This window comes from Priestia sp. YIM B13489 (assembly GCF_042787645.1).
Classification (GTDB): Bacteria; Bacillota; Bacilli; order Bacillales; family Bacillaceae_H; genus Priestia; species Priestia megaterium.
Genome location: NZ_JBHZOQ010000036.1, coordinates 495,917 through 518,161, shown reverse-complemented (window position 1 = coordinate 518,161; position 22,245 = coordinate 495,917). Strand labels below are relative to the sequence as shown.

The 22,245-nt window shown below is 39.5% G+C and carries 23 protein-coding genes; all 23 read left to right on the top strand.

The window, feature by feature from the left end; genetic code table 11:
• Positions 1-17 precede the first annotated feature (17 nt).
• The 23 genes from ACFX4W_RS04445 (at position 18) to ACFX4W_RS04335 (ending at position 22,173) form a co-directional block, all read left to right on the top strand.
• Positions 18-659, top strand: coding sequence for a flagellar biosynthetic protein FliO (locus ACFX4W_RS04445; RefSeq protein ID WP_043976491.1), 642 nt, complete (start codon positions 18-20; stop codon positions 657-659).
• On the top strand, positions 652-1,320 hold the full coding sequence (gene fliP / locus ACFX4W_RS04440; protein WP_013084783.1) for a flagellar type III secretion system pore protein FliP: 669 nt from the start codon (positions 652-654) through the stop codon (positions 1,318-1,320). The genes ACFX4W_RS04445 and fliP overlap by 8 nt, the downstream gene beginning before the upstream one ends.
• A 10-nt stretch (positions 1,321-1,330) precedes the next feature.
• Positions 1,331-1,600 carry a flagellar biosynthesis protein FliQ gene (gene fliQ / locus ACFX4W_RS04435; protein ID WP_016765390.1) on the top strand — a complete coding sequence of 90 codons (270 nt, stop codon included), beginning with the start codon at positions 1,331-1,333 and terminating at the stop codon, positions 1,598-1,600.
• Positions 1,601-1,602: 2 nt separating this feature from the next.
• Positions 1,603-2,379 carry a flagellar biosynthetic protein FliR gene (gene fliR / locus ACFX4W_RS04430; protein ID WP_043976492.1) on the top strand — a complete coding sequence of 259 codons (777 nt, stop codon included), beginning with the start codon at positions 1,603-1,605 and terminating at the stop codon, positions 2,377-2,379.
• Positions 2,380-2,381: 2 nt separating this feature from the next.
• Positions 2,382-3,464, top strand: coding sequence for a flagellar biosynthesis protein FlhB (gene flhB / locus ACFX4W_RS04425; protein ID WP_043976493.1), 1,083 nt, complete (start codon positions 2,382-2,384; stop codon positions 3,462-3,464).
• Positions 3,465-3,494: 30 nt separating this feature from the next.
• A complete protein-coding gene (flhA, locus tag ACFX4W_RS04420; protein ID WP_043976495.1) occupies positions 3,495-5,531 on the top strand; it encodes a flagellar biosynthesis protein FlhA in 2,037 nt (678 codons plus the stop codon).
• Complete coding sequence (flhF, locus tag ACFX4W_RS04415; RefSeq protein ID WP_043976497.1) at positions 5,531-6,628, top strand: flagellar biosynthesis GTPase FlhF; 1,098 nt, start codon at positions 5,531-5,533, stop codon at positions 6,626-6,628. The genes flhA and flhF overlap by 1 nt, the downstream gene beginning before the upstream one ends.
• Positions 6,621-7,490, top strand: coding sequence for a MinD/ParA family protein (locus ACFX4W_RS04410; protein ID WP_043976499.1), 870 nt, complete (start codon positions 6,621-6,623; stop codon positions 7,488-7,490). Before flhF ends, ACFX4W_RS04410 begins: the two co-directional genes overlap by 8 nt.
• Before the next feature lie 9 nt (positions 7,491-7,499).
• The gene (locus ACFX4W_RS04405; protein WP_043976501.1) at positions 7,500-8,543 is read left to right on the top strand and encodes a protein-glutamate methylesterase/protein-glutamine glutaminase; all 1,044 of its coding nucleotides are present in this window, start codon (positions 7,500-7,502) and stop codon (positions 8,541-8,543) included.
• A gap of 14 nt (positions 8,544-8,557) precedes the next feature.
• On the top strand, positions 8,558-10,537 hold the full coding sequence (locus ACFX4W_RS04400) for a chemotaxis protein CheA (protein ID WP_165575839.1): 1,980 nt from the start codon (positions 8,558-8,560) through the stop codon (positions 10,535-10,537).
• 30 nt (positions 10,538-10,567) lie between these two features.
• Complete coding sequence (locus tag ACFX4W_RS04395) at positions 10,568-10,996, top strand: chemotaxis protein CheW (RefSeq protein WP_377559247.1); 429 nt, start codon at positions 10,568-10,570, stop codon at positions 10,994-10,996.
• 50 nt (positions 10,997-11,046) lie between these two features.
• A complete protein-coding gene (locus ACFX4W_RS04390; protein ID WP_016765382.1) occupies positions 11,047-11,541 on the top strand; it encodes a chemotaxis protein CheD in 495 nt (164 codons plus the stop codon).
• Between the two features lie 49 nt (positions 11,542-11,590).
• Entirely contained in the window at positions 11,591-12,352 is a 762-nt protein-coding gene (locus ACFX4W_RS04385; protein ID WP_043976506.1) for a FliA/WhiG family RNA polymerase sigma factor, read from the top strand.
• A gap of 15 nt (positions 12,353-12,367) precedes the next feature.
• Positions 12,368-12,895 (top strand): hypothetical protein, encoded by a 528-nt coding sequence (locus ACFX4W_RS04380; RefSeq protein ID WP_043976509.1) that lies wholly within the window; start codon positions 12,368-12,370, stop codon positions 12,893-12,895.
• 158 nt (positions 12,896-13,053) lie between these two features.
• Entirely contained in the window at positions 13,054-13,773 is a 720-nt protein-coding gene (rpsB, locus tag ACFX4W_RS04375) for a 30S ribosomal protein S2 (RefSeq protein ID WP_013058850.1), read from the top strand.
• A gap of 107 nt (positions 13,774-13,880) precedes the next feature.
• Positions 13,881-14,762: a translation elongation factor Ts gene (tsf, locus tag ACFX4W_RS04370; RefSeq protein ID WP_013058849.1), complete on the top strand. Its 882-nt coding sequence runs from the start codon at positions 13,881-13,883 to the stop codon at positions 14,760-14,762.
• A gap of 76 nt (positions 14,763-14,838) precedes the next feature.
• Positions 14,839-15,561, top strand: coding sequence for a UMP kinase (gene pyrH, locus ACFX4W_RS04365; protein ID WP_013058848.1), 723 nt, complete (start codon positions 14,839-14,841; stop codon positions 15,559-15,561).
• Between the two features lie 2 nt (positions 15,562-15,563).
• A complete protein-coding gene (frr, locus tag ACFX4W_RS04360) occupies positions 15,564-16,121 on the top strand; it encodes a ribosome recycling factor (RefSeq protein ID WP_013058847.1) in 558 nt (185 codons plus the stop codon).
• A 134-nt stretch (positions 16,122-16,255) separates the two neighbouring features.
• Positions 16,256-17,038, top strand: coding sequence for an undecaprenyl pyrophosphate synthase (locus tag ACFX4W_RS04355; protein ID WP_028410833.1), 783 nt, complete (start codon positions 16,256-16,258; stop codon positions 17,036-17,038).
• Positions 17,039-17,056: 18 nt separating this feature from the next.
• A complete protein-coding gene (locus tag ACFX4W_RS04350; protein WP_014458463.1) occupies positions 17,057-17,848 on the top strand; it encodes a phosphatidate cytidylyltransferase in 792 nt (263 codons plus the stop codon).
• A 35-nt stretch (positions 17,849-17,883) separates the two neighbouring features.
• Complete coding sequence (dxr, locus tag ACFX4W_RS04345; protein ID WP_162214901.1) at positions 17,884-19,032, top strand: 1-deoxy-D-xylulose-5-phosphate reductoisomerase; 1,149 nt, start codon at positions 17,884-17,886, stop codon at positions 19,030-19,032.
• 78 nt (positions 19,033-19,110) lie between these two features.
• Positions 19,111-20,370: an RIP metalloprotease RseP gene (rseP, locus tag ACFX4W_RS04340; RefSeq protein ID WP_043976513.1), complete on the top strand. Its 1,260-nt coding sequence runs from the start codon at positions 19,111-19,113 to the stop codon at positions 20,368-20,370.
• A 105-nt stretch (positions 20,371-20,475) separates the two neighbouring features.
• Positions 20,476-22,173: a proline--tRNA ligase gene (locus tag ACFX4W_RS04335; RefSeq protein ID WP_043976515.1), complete on the top strand. Its 1,698-nt coding sequence runs from the start codon at positions 20,476-20,478 to the stop codon at positions 22,171-22,173.
• Positions 22,174-22,245: the final 72 nt, after the last annotated feature.

The following is a 22,245-nucleotide window of genomic DNA, read 5'->3' as shown; positions in this document are numbered from 1 at the left end:
GTAAGAGGTGGCAGGCATTGCTGCGAAAGTTCGTAATTGCTGCGCTGTTAATAAGCGTATTAGCAGGATCAAATCAAATCGTCTATGCAGAAAGTGGATCTGCATCGGTAAAAGAATGTTTGGAAAAAACGGAGAAGTGTTCAGAGAGTGAGAGTGCTGATTCAAAAGAAAAAACTGCACTCCAGGGGACGCCTACACTTTCAGCTGGAGATATTATGAAGATGATATTCGCGTTTTTACTTGTAATTGGGCTGCTTTTTGCACTCTTAAAATTTGTCAATAAAAAAGGAAGGCTACTGCAAAAAAATAAAATAGTACAAAACTTGGGGGGGACAAATGTTGGAAGCAGCAAATCTGTACAAGTAGTCAAAGTGGGAGATCAGCTTTTAATCATTGGAGTCGGTGAAAATGTGCAGCTTCTTTCAGAAATTACAGGGCAAGAGAAACAGCAGCTGCTCACGCAGTATGAGGAACAACAGAAAAACGAGAGCGAATATAAAGTCGTACTACCGTCTTTTTTAGAAAAATTGACTTCTAAAAAAGAAGAGAAATCCAGTCATTCTTTTCAGCAGCTTTTTCAGCGAGAAATGAATGAAATGAAAATAAAAAGGCAAAACGTACTAAAAGAGTTAGAAAGGAACAAAAAGAACGATGAATGAAGTGATGAACCTCTTTAACTCGAGCAGTCCTACAAATATTTCCACGTCTGTTCAGCTTTTGTTGCTGCTGACGGTGTTTTCGGTAGCTCCTGGAATTTTAATTATGATGACCTGCTTTACACGCATTGTCATTGTGCTGTCATTTGTACGTACATCGCTCGGGACACAGCAAATGCCTCCTAATCAAATATTAGTTGGTTTATCGCTGTTTTTAACGTTTTTTATTATGGCGCCAACTTTTTCTCAGGTAAATGAACAGGCGCTTCAGCCGCTTTTAAAAGAAAAAATCACGCTGAATCAAGCCTATGAAAAAGCAGCTGAACCAATGAAAGAATTTATGAGTGCTCATACAAGACAAAAAGATTTAGCTCTTTTTTTAGAATATGCGGATATAGATAAGCCATCCTCTGTTCAAGATATTCCCTTAACTGCGCTCGTTCCGGCTTATGCAATCAGTGAGCTAAAGACAGCATTTCAAATTGGATTTATGATTTTTATTCCTTTTCTCATTATCGATATGATTATAGCAAGCGTGCTGATGTCTATGGGAATGATGATGCTTCCTCCCGTTATGATTTCGCTCCCGTTTAAAATTTTACTATTTGTACTGGTTGACGGCTGGAATTTAGTTGTTAAATCATTATTAATAAGTTTTCAATAGGTGATAGACAATGAATGGAGAATTTGTCATTTCGTTAGCAGAAAAAGGCGTGTATACAATCCTAATTGTATCTGGCCCTTTATTACTGCTGGCCCTTGTAGTTGGGCTCATTATTAGTATTTTTCAAGCAACTACCCAAATTCAAGAGCAAACTCTTGCTTTTGTTCCTAAGATTGTAGCGGTCTTAGTAGGGATTGTATTTTTTGGTCCGTGGATGTTATCAAAAATGATTTCATTTACATATGAAATTTTTTCAAATCTGTATCGGTACGTCGGATAGCTATGAGTCAGTTGATCTTATCCTATCCCGCGTTTTTACTAGTGCTAGTGCGGGTAACGTCTTTTTTTATTACGGCTCCGCTATTTGCATACAAAACGATTCCCGCAGTTCATAAGGTAGGTTTGTCTGCCTCGCTATCCGTTATTATTGCGACAACAATTGATTTACCCGTCGTTTCGTTAGATGCACAGTTTGTACTTTTAGTAGTAAAAGAATGTGCTGTTGGGTTGTTTATTGGTTTGACTGCGTATGTATTTATTATGGCTATTCAAATTGCCGGAGGTCTCATCGATTTTCAAGTTGGGTTTGCGATTGCCAACGTAATAGATCCGCAGACAGGGGCGCAAAGTCCGATACTAGGTCAATATTTATATGTATTTGCTCTCCTATTTTTATTATCGACCAATGGACATCATTTATTAATAGACGGCATCTATAATAGTTATTTAATTATTCCGTTAGACAAAGTAGCTTTCCCTGTGGGAAGCCAAGCATTTGCTACACACATCATAACTGTTTTTTCATCGATGTTTTTAGTAGCTGTTCAAATGTCTTTGCCTTTGGTAGGTTCATTATTTTTAGTCGATATCGCGCTTGGAATTGTCGCAAGAACCGTCCCGCAGTTAAATATTTTCGTAGTGGGGTTTCCGGTAAAAATTATTGTTGCCTTTATTTTGCTGATTGTCGTGATGGGGAGCATGTTTTATATAATGCAAATCATATTTGAACAAATGATAGAAGCGATGCGCGCGATGATTCGCATATTAGGAGGGGTGTAGCTTTGTTTTTAGTAAAAGTTGATTTGCAATTTTTCGCGGGAGAAAAAACGGAAAAAGCTACACCTAAAAAAAAGCAAGACTCTAGAAAAAAAGGACAGGTAGCTAAAAGTCAAGACGTTACAACTGCGCTCATCCTTTTAATGGTTTTTCTTTATTTTTTGTTTGGAGCCAAACAGTTTTTACAGCAAATGATGAAGTTGTTAAGAGAAGCTTTTCAAACGTATATGCTTGAGGAAGTGACGGCAGAGCGCGTATTTGCGATGTTTAAGCACCTTCTTCCTTCAATAGCTCTTGCAGCAGGTCCTGTTATGCTCGCAGCTTTTATTGCTGCGCTCGGAGCGAATTATATGCAGGTGGGTATTCTTTTTTCCACGGAGGCTCTTCAGCCTAAGTTAGAAAAGATTAACCCTATTAGCGGAGCCAAACGGATTTTTGCCATGAGAGCGCTGGTAGAACTAATCAAGTCAACGCTGAAAATTATGTGTATCGGAGCCGTCACGTTTTTTATCTTATGGATTCACATAGAAGATGTATTAAATTTATCTCAAAAAAGTATAGGGGACTCGCTGGTTGTGCTGTCTAAGCTTGTTTTTCAAATGGGACTTGCAGCCTCGCTTATGCTTTTATTTTTATCGCTGCTTGATTATTTGTACCAAAAGTTTGATTTCGAGAAAAATATTCGAATGTCAAAGCAAGATATCAAAGATGAGCATAAAAACATTGAAGGGGATCCTCTAATCAAATCAAAAATAAAGCAAAAGCAGCGGGAAATGGCAATGTCTCGCATGATGCAAGAAGTTCCAAAAGCAGATGTCATCATTACAAACCCCACTCATTATGCCATTGCTTTAAAATATGATGAAGAAAAAATGGATGCTCCCTATGTTGTAGCCAGCGGCGTAGATTTTATTGCTCAAAAGATTAAAGGAATCGCCAAAAGCCATGAAATCACCATGGTAGAGAACCGCCCGCTGGCAAGAGCACTTTTTGACCAAACTAAAGTAGGAGATGCAGTACCCGAAGAATTTTTTAAAGCGGTGGCTGAAATATTAGCTTACGTATACCGCATTCAAAATAAAATGTAACGTTACGCTATTGTAAGGAGAGAAAAATTAATGTCTGCAAGAGAACTGCCAGTTGTTATAGGTGTTGTACTCATTATCGTTATGCTTGTTATTCCGTTGCCTTCATGGTTATTAAGTATTTTAATCATGATTAACATTTCTCTTGCGCTGCTTGTACTGCTCGTTTCCATGAATATGAAAGAACCTTTAGAGCTATCGGTATTTCCGTCTTTGCTGCTGGTTCTTACGCTGTTTCGATTAGGTTTGAATGTATCGACAACACGTTCAATCTTAGGAACAGGAGAAGCAGGCGGAGTGGTGGAAACATTTGGCCACTTCGTTATTGGAGGCAATCCGTTAGTGGGCTTTGTTGTCTTCATTATTTTAATTATCATTCAGTTTCTCGTTATTACAAAAGGAGCGGAGCGTGTTTCTGAAGTAGCCGCACGCTTTACCTTAGATGCGATGCCGGGTAAACAAATGAGCATTGATGCAGATTTAAATGCAGGTATGATTTCAGAAAAGCAAGCAATTGACCGCCGTGAAAAAATTCAGCGCGAAGCAGATTTTTACGGAGCAATGGATGGAGCTAGTAAATTCGTCAAAGGTGATGCGATTGCAGGAATTGTCATTACCCTTATTAATATCTTGTTTGGAATTATTATCGGCATGCTGCAAATGGGAATGTCCATCACTGAAGCATCCCAAACCTTTACTTTGTTAACAGTAGGCGATGGGTTAGTGAGTCAAATTCCAGCCCTTATGATTTCAACAGCGACAGGTATTATCGTCACTAGAGCTGCTTCAACAGGCAATTTGAGCGAAGATATTACACAGCAGCTGTTTGCTTTTCCAGTTATGCTTTATGTCACTGGGGGAACGATTGCGGCTCTTGGTTTAATTACGCCAATTAATGATGTTATTACAATGCCTATTGCTATTTTGTTAGGAGTGGGAGGTTATTATTTGTCTCGGGCTAAGCATCAGGCGGTTCGTGAAGAAATGGCGCCTACTGAAGAAGAGATGGAAGACAATGAAATGAAAAGTCCGGAGAGTGTTGTCAATCTATTAAGCGTTGATCCAATTGAATTTGAATTTGGGTATGCATTAATTCCGCTTGCTGATACGAATCAAGGAGGCGATCTGCTCGATCGAATTGTGATGATTAGGCGACAGCTGGCACTTGAGCTAGGATTAGTCATTCCGGTTGTTCGCATCAGAGATAACATTCAGCTTCAGCCCAACGAATACTGTCTTAAAATAAAGGGCAATGAAGTGGCAAAAGGGGAGCTGCTGCTCGATCACTATTTAGCAATCAGTCCGGGAATGGATGATGATTTGATTGAAGGAATTGATACGTTAGAGCCAGCTTTTAAGATGCCTGCAAAATGGATTAGTGAGTCGGTGAAGGAGCAGGCTGAGATGTTCGGGTATACCGTTGTTGACCCGCCCTCGGTTGTGTCTACGCACATAACAGAAGTTATAAAATCGTATGCGCATGAGCTGATTGGAAGGCAGGAGACAAAGCAACTAATCGATCACACAAAAGAAACATATCCTATTTTAATTGAGGAAGTAACGCCTAATCCTCTTTCCGTTGGAGACATTCAAAGGGTACTGGCAAAGCTTTTAAAAGAAAGCGTCTCAATTCGAAATTTACCCATTATTTTTGAGGTGCTGGCCGACTACGGAAAAATGACGTCAGACACCGATTTGTTAACTGAATATGTCCGGCAAGGGCTCGCAAGACAAATTACCAGTCAATATACGATCCAAGAAGGTCTGCTTCGAGTTCTTACCCTTTCAGGAAAAGTTGAAAAAACGATGGCGGAAGCTGTTCAACAAACGGAGCATGGGAATTATTTATCACTAGACCCTAACGTTTCACAAGCTATCGTAGAAAGTATAGCCAAGCAAACAGAAACACTTTCTTTTCAAGAACAGTCTCCAATTGTGTTATGTTCTCCTGCGGTGAGGATGTACGTGCGCCAAATCACTGAGCGGTATTTTCCCCATATGGCAGTTTTATCATATAACGAGCTAGAAGCAAATGTTGAAGTTCAAAGTGTTGGAGTGGTGGATATCTGATGAAAGTAAAAAAATACGTAGTAGCATCTATGCCGCAAGCTATGAAAGCCATTCGTTCAGATTTAGGTGAGGAAGCGGTTATTTTACATTCAAAACAAATTCGAACAGGAGGGTTTCTTGGCTTATTTACTAAGGCAAAAATAGAAGTATTGGCAGCTGTCGATTCCGTAGAAAAGCTGAGCGTAAAGAAGAATTCGTCGCCGCCAGAACCCAGTACGGAAGATAATCAATCTTTTATGAAGCAGCAGCTCAGTGAGTTAAATACTCTTGTCTCACAAATGAATCAAATGCCAAAGGTTTCTTCAGGTTCATATCCAGAAGCAGTGGAGGATGTGTTTGCCTATTTGCGTTTGCAAGAAATAGACAAAGCTATTTTAAAAAGCATAGAGGCTCCTATGCTAGAGTACTACTACTTACATCGCCCTAACTTAAACCAACTTATGGAGTGGACGAAGAGCTGGTTTGTCAATCAGTTTAAAGCAAGTGAATGGAGCGGTCCTTTCAAAAAATATGTAAGTGTAGTAGGACCAACAGGTGTCGGTAAAACAACAACTCTTGCTAAATTGGCCGCAAAATGTGTCCTGGAACACAATCAAAAAATAGCATTTATTACAACTGACACGTATAGAATTTCAGCGATTGAGCAGCTCAAGACGTACGCTTCGATCTTAAATGCTCCTTTAACGATTTGTTATAACGGAGCAGATTTTAAAAAAGCTTTGCTAGAAACAGAAGCATACGATGTGATTTTTATTGACACAGCAGGCCGTAACTTTTTGGAACAGCAATATGTAAATGATTTAAAGAAAATTATTACGTTTCAAGAAAATTTGCAAACGTTTCTTGTTTTAGCCCTAACGTCAAAAGTATCAGATATGAAAGCTGTATATGAACGTTTTGCTAGTCTGCCTGTTGATCAATTGATTTTTACGAAGCAAGATGAAACCACCCGTAAAGGCTCGCTTTTAAATATGTTATATCATTGCGGCAAGCGGGCTGCTTTTACAACAAATGGGCAGGATGTACCAGAAGATGTTTCGGCATTTAAAATAAAAGAGTTTATTGACGATGTGTTTGGAGATTGTAAAGATGAATGATCAAGCAGCAGTCTTAAGAGAAAAAGTGTTAAAGAAGCATCAAAGCTCTTTAAGGAATTGTAAAACACTAGCCGTGTTAAGCGGAAAAGGGGGAGTTGGAAAGTCGAATCTATCATTAAACTTATCTCTTGCGCTAACGAAGCAAAAGCAAAGAGTTCTTCTTTTTGACATGGATATAGGGATGGGAAATATTGATATTTTGATTGGGCAAACTGCTTCATATACGATGGTCGATTTGCTAGAAAAAAAGCTTTCCATCCAGCAAATTATTAAAAAAGGTCCTCAAAATTTAGCTTATGTGGCTGGTGGAACAGGAATTTCCTCTGTATTTGAATGGTCTCCATCAGACCTTGTTCATTTAATACAAGAATTGAATTCGTTAACAAATCAATATGATTATATGATTTTTGATATGGGAGCGGGCATGTCAGAGAGTGTGCTTAAGTTTTTAAAAGCTGTAGATGAAATGATCGTGGTCACAACACCAGAACCTACATCTATAACAGATGCCTACGCTGCTATTAAGCTAGCAGCTTCCTATTCTGTATCAGCACCGGTTCGTCTTATTATTAACAAAACGCTTTCTGACAAAGAAGGAAATGAGACGTATGAACGATTTAGCCAAGCTGTTCAGCAGTTTTTGAACATATCTATTTCTCTATTAGGTATTGTACCAAACGATCAAGCTGTTCAGAAAGCGGTCAATCGCCAAACGCCTTTTTTGCTTCAAAATCCAGCATCTAAAGCGAGTATATCACTAATAGAAATGGTGAGTATTCTTATTCCCCAAGACAATAGGATAACGGCTAAAAACGAGGGAATGTTTATTCGGCGCCTCAAACGATTTTTTCTTGAAAGGTAGGAAATTAGAGTGAATGAAATAAAGGTGCTTATTGTAGATGATTCTGCATTTATGCGAAAACTAATCGGCGATTTTTTAGCATGTGACAGTCGTTTTCACGTTGTGGGTACCGCACGCAACGGTGAAGAAGGGTTAAAAAAAGCGCTCGAGCTGTCGCCAGACATTGTGACACTTGATATTGAAATGCCCAAAATGAATGGCTTAGATATGTTAAAACAGCTCATGCGTGTGAAGCCCCTTCCTGTTGTCATGTTATCGAGTACAACAATAGAAGGTGCTGAAAATACGCTGACCGCTATGCAGTACGGCGCAGTTGATTTTGTTGCTAAACCTTCGGGAGCTATTTCGCTGGACTTACATAAAGTGAAAGATGAGCTTATCTCTAAACTATTGCTTGCTAGTAAAGCCAACATATCTTCAAGCAGTCATCAGCACGTGCAAAACAGCAGTGTATATAACCTCCCGATGGGGACGAAAGTGAACAAAATGATTTGTATTGGCACTTCTACTGGAGGACCGCGGGCGCTGCAAGAAGTATTATCAACTGTTTCAAAAGACATAAACGCACCTATTTTTATTGTGCAGCATATGCCTCCAAATTTCACAAAATCATTAGCGGTTAGACTAAATCAGCTAGCTGCTATTGAAGTGAAGGAAGCAAAAGACAATGAAATCGTGCGCTCAGGATGTGCTTATATTGCGCCTGGAGGTTTTCATATGACGGTTGTAGAGAAAAAAGGACAGCTCAGCATTTGTTTAGATACTTCTTCACCTGTAAAGGGACATCGCCCCTCAGTGGATCGTTTGTTTCAGTCGATTAGTAAAATTTTAGGTTATCAAAAACTTGCTATTGTGTTGACAGGAATGGGTGCCGATGGAACGGAAGGGGTTATTGATTTAAAGAAAAATAAAGACGCGCTTATATTGGCTGAATCGGAAGAAACAGCTGTCATTTATGGGATGCCCAAATCAGCCGTTTCTACAAAACTTGTTGATTATATTGAACCGCTGCGAAACGTTGGAAGCTTTATTTCTCGCTACGCACAGAAATAGGAGGGAAAGTTACGATGGATATGAATCAATATCTAGAAGTGTTTATTGAAGAAAGCAGGGAACATCTTCAAAACGTTAATGACCAGCTAATGCGTTTTGAAAAAAATACCGATGATCTTGGCTATGTAAACGAAATTTTTCGGTCTGCTCATACGTTAAAAGGTATGTCTGCAACAATGGGATTTGATGATTTAGCACAATTAACTCACAAAATGGAAAACGTGTTAGATGCTGTTCGAAATCACCAACTCGACGTTCATACGGAAGTTCTTGATGCTTTGTTTGAATCAGTCGATGCGCTAGAAATAATGGTTCAATCTATTTCTGAAGGCGGCGATGGTCAGCTTGATGTCAAATTGCTTGTTCAAAAGCTGCAGCGTATTGTAGCAGAGGAACCCGTAGCACAGCATGCAGCTTCTTCCATTGAGTACGATGAATTAGTACAAACGCTACTCAGCCAAACAGCAGACCAAGGGTTTAACGCGTTTGAAATAACCGTACAGCTTGAACGCACCTGCTTATTAAAAGCTGCACGCGCTTATATGGTATTTGATGTGTTAGAGCAAGCAGGAGACGTCATTAAGTCAGCGCCAACTGTTCAAGATATCGAACAAGAAAAATTTGAATCATCTTTTATCGTTATATTAGTAACAAACGAATCACAAGAAAAGCTGCAGGCGAGCATTATGGAAGTCTCTGAAGTAGAAAGTGTGAAAATTGCTGCGGTCCCCGTAAAAAAGGAGACAGAAATGGAGGAGCTTGTTTCACCAGAAGTAGCAGCAGCCATACAGGAAGTTACTGTGTCAGCACCTTCTAAATCGCCTGTTGAAGAGAAAAGACAGCCCTCAAATAACAAGACGATTCGAGTTAATATTGACCGTTTGGACAGTCTCATGAACTTGTTTGAAGAACTAGTTATTGATAGAGGCAGGTTAGAACAAATATCAAAAGAATTGAATAATAGCGAATTAGACGAAACGGTAGAGCGGATGTCTCGTATTTCGGGAGACTTGCAAACGATTATTTTAAATATGCGTATGGTGCCTGTAGAAACCGTTTTTAATCGTTTTCCCCGTATGGTGAGACAGCTTTCAAAAGATTTAGGGAAACAAATTGAACTTCAAATTGTCGGAGCTGATACAGAGCTGGACCGGACCGTCATTGATGAAATTGGAGATCCGCTTGTTCACTTATTAAGAAATGCCGTTGACCACGGAATTGAAATGCCTCAAGCACGCTTAGAGAACGGAAAGAATGAAAAGGGAACGATTCGCCTTAAAGCTTATCATAGCGGAAATCATGTCTTTATTGATTTAGAAGATGACGGGGCGGGCATCAATCGTGAAAAGGTACTGCGAAAAGCGTTGGATCGAGGAATTATTGATGGGAAAACAGCTGAAACGCTGACGGATAAACAAGTGTACGAGCTCATTTTTGCTTCGGGCTTTTCGACGGCTGAGCAAATTTCAGATGTTTCCGGACGAGGAGTAGGTTTAGATGTCGTGAAAAACACGATTGAATCGCTAGGGGGTTCTGTAACGATCGATTCTAACGAAGGATACGGTTCGCGTTTTTCTATTCAACTGCCGCTCACTCTGTCTATCATTTCTGCTTTACTCGTGCAAATGAGTGAAGAGCGCTATGCCTTGCCGCTTTCTTCGATTATTGAAACAGCTATTGTTCAGCCCAAAGAGGTCATGCATGTACACGGTCAAAAGGTTATTGACTTTCGAGGAGCCATTATTCCTCTTCTTGATTTAAAAGAACTATTCACTGTGCCTAACTCAGTACAAGGTGATCGTTATTCAGTAGTCATCGTGAAAAAAGGAGAAAAGACCGCTGGGCTAATTGTTGATTCTTTTATCGGTCAGCAGGAAATTGTTTTAAAATCTCTAGGTCATTATCTGCCGGGTGTGTTTGCTATTTCAGGAGCCACGATTTTAGGGGATGGACAAGTAGCACTTATCATTGATTGCAACGCTTTGATTAAATAACAAATGCTGTAAAAAGAAAGGGAGAAAGGCATGAAAATTATTGTGTTTCAATTAGGAGACGAGGAGTACGGAATCTCAGTAGAAGAAGTGCAGTCGATTGAAAAGATTCAGCACATAACACGCGTTCCTGGAGTAAAAGAATATGTAAAAGGTGTTATTAACCTTCGCGGTGTTATTACACCGATTATTGATTTGCGCACTCGTTTTAACTTGCAAGAACAGCTTAACCATGAGCTGACACGTATTATTATGGTTCGTCTTAATGATGTAGAAGCAGGTTTGATTGTCGATGCGGCAAATGATGTAGTGGATATTGATGAAAAAACGATTGCTTCAGTGCCTGAAACAGTTGAAGGAACGGCTGTAGAATACTTAAACGGAGTCGTTAAAGTAGATAGCCGTTTAATTGTTCTTCTAAATTCACCTAAAGTGCTCTCTTTAGAAGACCACCTTCAGTGAGTCAAACGAATAATGGATATCACGCTGAAGGTTCTAGGAGTTGAAGAATCGTGAGAGATGATAAACAAGTAATTAAGGTAGGAATTGCCGAGATGAATGTTACACATGCACCCGCAGTGCTTCGAACAGCGGGATTAGGATCATGTGTAGGAGTTGTCGTTTATGACTCTATTCACTCAGTAGCTGGGCTCGCCCATGTGATGCTTCCGGATTCAAGCGGAGCTAAATGTCCTTTTAATAGAGCAAAATATGCAGATACAGCCATTTTTGATTTGATAAATATGTTGATTAAACAAGGCGCACATAGAAAATTGTTAAAAGCAAAAATAGCAGGAGGCGCGCAGATGTTTCAATTTGAACCAAGAAATGATGTCATGCGAATTGGCCTTCGAAATGTTCAAGCAGTAGAGAGAGAGCTGCATAGAAACAGTGTAGAAATTGCAGCAAAAGCTACAGGAGGACACAACGGACGCACAATTGAATTTGATCCTCAAACGGCTATTTTAAAGGTTCGTACGATTAACGAAGGGATAAAAACGATATAAAGCGCGCTCTGACCGTTTAATAGCGCTATAAAAAGGAGTTGAAAGACCCTTGAAAAGTATACAAGAAGTTGAAGAACATAAAATTTGGCAGGAATGGATAGAGACGAAAGACTCACATGCGGGAAACATGCTTGTTAAAAAGTATATGCCGCTCGTTAACTATCACGTTCAGCGGATTAGCGTGGGGCTGCCGAAGAATATTCATAAAGAAGAGCTTCGTAGTTTAGGGTTAATCGGTCTTTACGATGCTTTGGAAAAGTTTGATTACGGTAGAGACTTAAAGTTTGATACATATGCGTCTTTTCGAATTCGAGGGGCGATAATAGACGGGCTTCGTAAAGAAGATTGGTTATCAAGAAGCGCAAGGGAAAAGACGAAAAGGATTGAGCAAGCAACAGAAGCACTTGAACAAAGGTACTTGCGCAGAGTTGCACCAAGTGAGGTTGCAAAAGAAGTAGGCATGACAGAAGCAGATGTCGTTCATACGATGAATGAAGGCTTTTTGGCTAACGTGTTGTCAATGGAAGAACAGCCGAAAGAGTATGAAGATGGAGAACAAAAATATACGATTAAAGATGAAAAAACGCTCTCTCCTGAAGAGGAGCTAATTAACGAAGAACGATATCAAGAGCTTGCTGAAGTTATCGAGCAGCTAAATGAAAAAGAGCAGCTCGTTGTTTCATTATTCTATAAAGAAGAGTTGACTTTTACAGAAATCGCACAGCTGTTAGGGCTATCTACTTCACGTATTTCTCAAATTCATTCGAAAGCGCTGTTTAAAATGCGTACGAGTTTAAGTAAAATAATTTAGCAAAGAGGTAAAAGGATGGGGTTTTTACTCACAGTTAGTTTTTTAATTCATGGTCTATCACTGTTTTGCATTATTCTTTTATATATGCAAGTGACCAAAGTGAAAAGGATTGAACGCTTGCACCAGCAAAATATAAATAAAATGGAAGCTGCGATGAGTTCATATCTCGCTGAATTTCAAGAACAAAACGAGCAGTTTTTAAGCCAGCTTCGAGAGCGTTCCACTTCGCTTTCTTCGGAAGCGGAAAAAAGCAGCGTAAGATCACCTTTGGTAGATGAAGAAGACGTGCCTGTTCAAAGGGTGGATCTAAAAAGTGAGCCGTCCCAGTCGCTGCATGAACTTCTTTCTATAGAAGAAAATCAGAAGCATATACGCACACCTTTTGATGAATTAACTACAGACCAAATTCAAGATTTGTCAGATGAAGAGATAAAAGAATTTTCTGTTTATTTAAAGAGAAAAGGTTTAACAATTGAAGAAATTGCAAAACATTTACACAGAGGGAAAACTGAAATTAAATTATTATTGAAATTTCATCAATAAACTTAATGAAACGCTTGCTTGTGAAAAAGGAGTGTGCTATATTTGTTTTTGGTGTTATTACACACGCTTGTTGATTCGGTTGATGGTGCTACTTTTTGTAGTTTCGGCTGAAGATGAAATGAGCGGAGGAGACTTAAAACCATTAGGAGGAAAAACACATGTCAGTAATTTCAATGAAACAATTACTAGAAGCTGGTGTACATTTCGGTCACCAAACTCGCCGTTGGAACCCAAAGATGAAGAAATATATCTTCACTGAGCGTAACGGCATCTACATTATCGATCTTCAAAAAACAGTTAAGAAAGTAGAAGAAGCGTACAAATTCGTTAAAGAATTAGCTGCAGACGGCGGTACTGTTTTATTCGTAGGTACGAAAAAACAAGCTCAAGATTCTGTTAAAGAAGAAGCAGCTCGCGCTGGTATGTACTTTGTTAACCAACGTTGGTTAGGTGGTACATTAACTAACTTCTCAACTATCCAAAAACGTATCAAACGTTTAAAAGATATCGAAAAAATGCAAGAAGACGGTACTTTCGAAGTACTACCTAAGAAAGAAGTAGTTCAACTTAAAAAAGAGTTAGAGCGTCTTGAAAAATTCTTAGGCGGCATTAAAGATATGAAACAACTTCCAGATGCATTATTCATCATTGACCCTCGTAAAGAGCGTATTGCAGTAGCGGAAGCTAAAAAATTACACATTCCAATCGTTGGTATCGTAGACACTAACTGTGATCCAGACGAAATTGATTATGTAATCCCTGCAAACGATGATGCAATTCGTGCTGTTAAACTTTTAACTTCTAAAGTTGCTGATGCTATTCTAGAAGCTAAACAAGGTGAAGAAACAGCAGTTGAAACTGAAACAACTACTGCTTAATTCCGTGAAAGGTGATAAGAGGGAATAGCCTTTTATCACCTTTTTTTGAAAAGATTTAACCCATTTATATACATTAATTACATACCCAAACAAGGAGGCTACACATTATGGCAATTACTGCTCAAATGGTAAAAGAATTACGTGAAAAAACTGGCGCTGGTATGATGGATTGTAAAAAAGCGTTAACTGAAACTAACGGTGATATGGAGCAAGCAATCGATTTCTTACGTGAAAAAGGTATTGCAAAAGCTGCTAAAAAATCAGACCGTATTGCTGCTGAAGGTCTAACTTACATCGAAACTCAAGGTAACGAAGCTGTTATCTTAGAAGTTAACTCTGAAACTGATTTCGTTGCAAAAAACGAAGGTTTCCAAAAATTAACAAAAGAATTAGCTGCTCACATCTTAGCTAACAAACCAGCTGACGCTGCTGAAGCTGCTACTCAAAAAATGGAAAACGGTGCAACTGTTGAAGAACACATCAACTCTGCAATCGCTACAATCGGAGAAAAATTATCTCTACGTCGTTTCGCTGTAGCAACAAAAACTGATGCTGATGCATTCGGTGCTTACCTACATGCTGGCGGACGTATCGGTGTGTTAACAGTATTATCTGGTACAACTGAAGAAGCTGTTGCAAAAGACGTTGCTATGCACATCGCTGCAATCAACCCTAAATACATCTCTCGTGACCAAGTTTCTGCTGAAGAAACTGAGCGTGAGCGCGAAGTATTAACTCAACAAGCATTAAACGAAGGCAAACCAGAAAAAATCGTTGCAAAAATGGTTGAAGGTCGCCTTGGCAAATTCTTCGAAGATATTTGCTTACTAGATCAAACATTTGTTAAAAATCCTGATCAAAAAGTACGTCAGTTCGTTGAGAGCAAAGGCGCTACTGTTGAAAGCTTCGTTCGTTTTGAAGTAGGAGAAGGTATTGAGAAACGTCAAGACAACTTCGCTGAAGAAGTAATGAACCAAGTTAAAAAGTAAGGGTTTGACCGTATAGGGAACACTGTGTGTTCCCTTTTTTACAAAAGAGATCTCACCGTTAACGATGGAGGTAAGCATGAGTCAAGCAAAATATAATCGTATCGTATTAAAGTTAAGTGGAGAAGCATTAGCTGGTGAAGAGGGTTTTGGTATTAACCCGTCCATCATCAAATCTGTTGCTGAACAAGTAAAAGCCGTTTATGAATTAGGTGTGGAAATTGCTGTAGTCGTTGGTGGTGGAAACATTTGGCGTGGTAAAATTGGCAGTGAAATGGGTATGGATCGTGCCGCTGCTGATTATATGGGAATGCTAGCAACAGTAATGAACTCTTTGGCCCTTCAAGATAGCTTAGAGAACATCGGTGTGCAAACACGAGTTCAGACTTCTATCGAGATGAGACAAGTAGCAGAGCCTTATATTAGAAGAAAAGCTGTTCGTCATCTTGAGAAAAAACGCGTTGTTATTTTCGCCGCGGGTACAGGAAACCCTTATTTCTCTACAGATACAACAGCAGCTTTGCGTGCAGCTGAAATCGAAGCTGACGTGATCTTAATGGCTAAAAACAACGTAGATGGCGTTTATAATGCGGATCCTAAGCTTGTACCTGATGCTGTAAAATACGAAACATTAACGTATATTGATGTTTTAAAAGATGGACTAGCTGTTATGGATTCTACAGCTTCTTCATTATGTATGGACAATGATATTCCGCTAATTGTTTTTTCAATTACGGAAGAAGGCAATATTAAACGTGCCGTTACAGGCGAAAACATTGGAACAATTGTAAAGGGGAAATAAACATGCCAAAACAAGTGTTGCAAAACGCAAAAGAAAGAATGGAAAAAGCAATTCAATCATTTAGCCGCGAACTAGCATCAATTCGTGCTGGACGTGCAAGCGCGTCACTTCTTGACCGCGTAACGGTAGAATACTACGGTGCACCAACACCAATTAACCAATTGGCGCAAGTAAGCGTGCCTGAAGCTCGTATGCTTGTTATTCAGCCTTATGACAAATCACAAATTGGTGAAGTTGAAAAAGCTATTTTAAAATCCGACTTAGGGTTAACACCTACAAGCGATGGAACTATTATCCGTTTATCGATTCCTGCTTTAACGGAAGAGCGTCGTCGTGAGTTAGTGAAAATGGTGAAAAAATATGCTGAAGAAGCAAAAGTTGCGGTTCGTAACGTACGCCGTGATGCAAACGATGATTTTAAAAAGTTAGAGAAAAAAGGTGAAATTACTGAAGACGATTTACGCGGCTACAGTGATGACATTCAAAAGCTAACGGATGATCATATCGTAAAAGTGGATAAAGTGGCGAAAGATAAAGAAGAAGAAATTATGGCAGTTTAAGTCATTTCAAGGTAAAATATATTGTAAAAGACCCTCTATTGTTTACAGGGGGTTTTTTTGTTAATAATGTGTAGTAAGAAAAAACTCACATAAGCCACACGTTTATGTGAGAGCGTACAACGGGGGACCTTTGCATGTTAAGAAAATTTCAAGCATGGAAGAAAAGTCAAGATTTAAATACACTGTCTTTGTCAGAACGAAAAGATCAAGTGAAACAGCACCCTGTTCCTGAGCATATTGCAATTATTATGGATGGGAACGGTCGTTGGGCGCAAAAACGAGCTCTTCCTCGCATGATGGGCCATCATGAAGGAATGAAGGTAGTGCGTCATGTGACCAGATTGGCCAATGAATTAGGTGTTAAAGTATTAACTTTATATGCATTTTCCACTGAAAATTGGAAGCGCCCCAAAACTGAAGTCGAGTTTTTAATGAAACTGCCAGAGGAATTTTTAACAACCTTTCTGCCTGAGCTAATTGAAAAAAATGTGCAAGTTCGTATTATGGGGGATAAAAGTGAGCTCCCTGCCCATACGATTCGAGCCGTGGATAACGCAATTGAAAAAACAAAGCATAACACAGGGCTGATTTTAAACTTCGCGCTCAATTATGGTAGCCGTCACGAAATCATGGGCGCTATTCAGTCATTGGTAGAAGATGTAGAACAGGGAAAAGTAGCTTCCTCTTCTATTTCAGAAAATTTATTTTCTTCCTATTTAATGAGCAAAAGCCTTCCAGATCCGGATTTGCTTATTCGTACAAGCGGTGAGCTTCGCTTAAGTAATTTTATGCTTTGGCAGCTAGCTTACACAGAGTTTTGGTTTACAGAAGTATTATGGCCAGATTTTAAAGAAAATCATTTAATCGAAGCAGTCGAGGCGTTTCAAAAGCGCGGTCGCCGCTTTGGTGGTGTATAAGAAGGTGTGGAAAACAAGATGAAACAGCGCATTATCACCGCGATTGTAGCACTTGCGGTATTTGTGCCGATTGTTTTAATTGGAGGGTTACCTTTTACCCTTATCATGTATGTAATCGGAACAGTTGGTGTAATTGAGCTTTTAAAAATGAAACATTTGAAAGCAATGTCTTTTCCAAGTATCATTAGTTTATTGCTAACCTGGGTGTTTTTACTACCAAATGGAAGAGATGTTGCATTTCAATTCTTAAGTGAACATAAGATAGAAGTAGCGCTTGCTGCTGTCCTTCTTTTATTAATGTACACGGTTGTAGTTAAAAATAAATTTACCTTCGATGACGTTGGGTTTATTTTATTAACGACAGTATATGTTGGCTTTGGCTTTCATTATTTTATCGAGGTTCGTCAAGAGTTCGGGTTAGCTTATTTGTTCTTTGCTTTTCTTATTATTTGGGCGACGGACTCCGGAGCTTATTTTATTGGACGAGCAATGGGGAAACGAAAGCTATGGCCGGAAATCAGTCCCAATAAAACAATTGAAGGTTTTGTTGGTGGCGTCGTATGCGCTATTGTAGTAGCCATTGTATTTAAGCTGTTAGCAAATATTGATCAAACTATGATTGAATTACTTGTAATTGGTATTATCGTATCGTTATTTGGACAGATGGGTGATCTTGTACAATCAGCGTTCAAACGTCACTATGGCGTAAAAGATTCAGGGAAAATTTTACCGGGTCATGGTGGGATTTTAGACCGTTTTGACAGTTTAATGTTCATCATGCCAATTTTAGCTTTTTTATTATCTCTATAAAAAAGATGTCTTTGTTTTAATAGGAGTGAATATACTTGAAGAAAATTTCCTTGTTAGGAGCTACAGGTTCAATCGGTACTCAAACCGTTGATATTGTTAGAGCGCATCCGGAGCATTTTGAGCTCTCAGCAATCTCTGTAGGTCGAAATATTAATGAAGCAAGAAAGATTATTCAGCAGTGTAAGCCAGCCCTTGTTTCTGTGATGAAGAAAGAAGATTGTCTGTCACTGCAAGCAGAATTCCCTTCTATTCGATTTGTTTATGGAGAAGAAGGGCTTGTGGAAGTGGCAACTCATCCATCCACAGAAGTTTTAGTAAATGCGGTTCTTGGAAGTGTAGGGTTGACTCCTACGCTAGAAGCAATCAAAATGAGAAAAACGATTGCTATTGCAAATAAGGAGACACTTGTTACCGCTGGTCACCTTGTCATGGAAGCAGCCAAGGAATATGGCGCTGATATTTTACCGGTAGACAGTGAGCACTCAGCTATTTTTCAAAGTTTGCAAGGGCAAGATCAAAAAGCAATAGACCGTTTAATTTTAACGGCTTCTGGAGGGAGCTTTCGAGATAAAACGAGAGCAGAACTACAGGGAGTAACGGTTGAAGATGCGTTAAATCATCCAAACTGGTCGATGGGAGCTAAAATTACAATTGATTCGGCAACGATGATGAATAAGGGACTAGAAGTGATTGAAGCACATTGGCTTTTTGATCTTCCCTATGAGAAAATTGATGTATTGTTACATAAAGAAAGCATCATTCATTCTATGGTAGAGTATTCTGATACAAGCGTTATTGCCCAGCTTGGAACGCCTGATATGCGCGTGCCAATTCAATACGCGTTAACGTATCCAAAACGCATGTCTTTACCTGACACCAAGCGTTTAAGTTTGGCGGATATTGGTCAGCTTCACTTTGCTAAAATGGATGAAGAGCGTTTTCGCTGTTTAGCTTTTGCATTTGAGGCTGGCAAAGCGGGTGGAACACTTCCGACTGTTTTAAATGCAGCTAATGAAGAAGCTGTTCAAGCCTTTTTAGATGGTCACATTACATTTTTACAAATTGAAGATGTGATTGAAAAAGCAATGAATGAACATACTGTAATACAGAAACCTTGTTTATCTACTATTAAAGAAGTAGATTTAGAAGCAAGAGAGTTTGTTAGATCCGCCATCTCTCGATAATGTGCGTGCGAGAGAAGCCACTCACTTATCTCTGGTGGGTGGAGGTTTGACTCTATTACATGAAGGGGGTAATACCCATTGAACACAGTCATTGCGTTTGTCGTCATTTTTGGAGCTCTTGTATTCTTTCATGAGCTTGGTCATTTAGTTTTTGCAAAGCGTGCAGGCATCTTATGCCGTGAGTTTGCCATTGGGTTTGGTCCCAAAATCTTTTCATTTAAACGAGATGAAACAGTTTATACCATTCGTTTGCTGCCTCTAGGTGGATTTGTTCGAATGGCTGGAGAAGACCCAGAAATGATCGAAGTTAAGCCTGGTCAAATGGTGGGCCTCATGTTTGATAAGGAAGGCAAAGTAAATAAAGTCATTATTAACAACAAGGAACAGCATCCAAATGCAAAAGTTATTGAGGTAGAGCAAGCAGACTTAGAGCATAATCTATTTATTTCAGGTTATGAAGAAGGTGAAGATGAACGTCTGCAAAAATTTGAGGTAGCAGAAGAATCTTACTTCGTTATGGACGGAGAAGAAATTCAAATTGCACCTTACAGCCGTCAGTTTGCTTCCAAAACTCTTGGTCAGCGTGCGCTAGCCATTTTCGCTGGTCCGCTAATGAACTTTATATTAGCCTTTGTTATTTTTATCGTTCTTGGGATTTCTCAAGGATATGTTGTTGACAAACCTGTGATGGGCAAATTAACATCAGATGGAGTAGCCGTTGATGCGGGACTTAAACAAGGAGATAAAGTTCAAGCAATTGATGGACAAAGTGTTTCAACGTGGGATGATGTCGTAAAAGTAATTCAAAAACATCCTGAACAGCAAATTACATTCACGGTTCAGCGCGGCAGCAAAACGCTAGATATTCCGATTACACCTGAAAGTCGCAAAGTTGGGGAACAGACAATTGGACTAATTGGCGTATATGCACCGGTTGAAAAGTCATTCATTGGTTCGATCACGCACGGAGCTACTGAAACATATACGTGGATGAAAGAAATCTTAACGGGTCTAGGGAAGCTTGTGACAGGACAGTTCAAACTGGATATGCTTTCTGGTCCTGTAGGTATTTACGCAGCAACCGATCAAGTAGCACAGTCAGGCATTTATTATCTAATGAAATGGGCAGCCGTTTTAAGTATTAACTTAGGGATTGTCAATTTGCTTCCACTTCCTGCTTTAGATGGAGGACGACTGTTGTTCTTCGCTGTAGAAGGAATTCGCGGTAAGCCAATTGATCGTCAAAAAGAAGGAATTGTTCATTTTATCGGTTTTGCTTTATTAATGCTGCTGATGCTCGTTGTAACGTGGAACGATATTCAAAAGTTCTTTTTATAAGACATACGCTCAGCGAGGGATATTCCCTCGCTGATTATATGAAAATTGCGGCATGGTCCGCCTTAAAAAAATAAGATAGAGAAGTAAGCAAAGAGGTGCGAGGTTATGAGACAAAGTTCTACATTGATTCCTACATTAAGAGAAGTGCCAGCTGATGCGGATATAAAAAGCCATCAGCTTCTATTGCGCGCAGGTTATATGCGCCAAAATGCAAGCGGCGTGTACAGCTTTTTACCGCTTGGTAAGCGCGTGTTGCAAAAAGTTGAACAAATTGTTCGTGAAGAGATGGACCGTGCAGGTTCTGTCGAATTATTGATGCCTGCTTTACAACAAGCTGAATTGTGGCAAGAGTCTGGCCGCTGGTATTCATATGGACCTGAGTTAATGCGTATGAAAGATCGTCACGGCCGTGAATTTGCTTTGGGAGCAACACACGAAGAAGTTATCACAAGCTTGCTTCGTGACGAAGTGAAGTCATACAAACGTTTACCGCTAAATTTATATCAAATTCAAACGAAGTTCCGCGATGAAAAACGTCCACGCTTTGGCTTATTACGCGGTCGTGAATTTATTATGAAAGATGCATATTCGTTTCATGCTTCTCAAGAAAGTTTAGATGAAGTATATGACAAAATGTTTGCTGCCTACAGCCGCATCTTTGAGCGCTGCGGATTAAATTTCCGTGCGGTTATCGCTGATTCAGGTGCAATGGGCGGAAAAGATACGCATGAATTTATGGTTCTTTCTGAAATCGGGGAAGATACAATTGCTTATTCAGATACATCTTCTTATGCAGCAAATGTTGAAATGGCACCGGTTGTAAATACCTATGAAAAATCAACTGAAGCTGAAAAAGAATTAACAAAGGTAGAAACACCAAATCAGCATAGCATTGAAGACGTAGCTGCTTTCTTAAATGTTGAAGCGACTTCTTGTATCAAGTCACTTTTATTTAAAGTAGATGATCGTTTTGTGCTTGTACTTGTTCGCGGGGACCACGAAGTAAACGATATTAAAGTGAAAAACTATTTTGAAGCTTCCGTTGTTGAACTGGCAACTCCAGAAGAAACAAAAGAAGTATTAAAATGCGCAGTTGGTTCAGTAGGACCGATTGGAGTAAGTGATTCAGTAGAAGTGGTAGCTGATCATGCGGTAAAAGCAATTGCTAACGGTGTATGCGGAGCAAATGAAGAAGGTTATCACTACACAAATGTGAATGAACGTAACTTTAATGCAACTTACGAAGATTTCCGCTTCATCCAAGAAGGGGATCAGTCACCGGATGGACAAGGCGTTATTAAGTTTGCTAAAGGTATTGAAGTCGGACACGTCTTTAAGCTAGGAACGCGCTACAGTGAAGCGATGGGAGCAACGTATCTAGATGAGAACGGACGCAGCCAGCCAATGATTATGGGCTGCTATGGTATCGGTGTTTCTCGTACAGTAGCTGCGATTGCAGAACAATTTAATGATGAAAACGGTCTTCTATGGCCAGAAGCTGTTACGCCTTATCATGTGCACGTTATTCCAGTTAACGTGAAAAATGATGAACAGCGTGAACTAGGTGAGAAATTATATAATGAGTTATTAGATAATCGCTTTGAAGTGCTGTTAGACGACCGCCAAGAGCGTGCAGGAGTAAAATTTGCAGATTCAGATCTAATTGGTCTTCCTGTTCGAGTAACAGTTGGTAAACGTGCATCTGAAGGAATTGTAGAAGTAAAAGTACGCAAAACCGGGGAGTCATTAGAAGTGTCAGTTGACAATCTTGTTTCAACAGTGAAAGAACTGCTAGCGAAGTAATGAAGCAGCGGGGATTTGTATCCCTGCTGTTTTTATGTTTATAAACAGAACATATGACAGAATAGAAGTCAT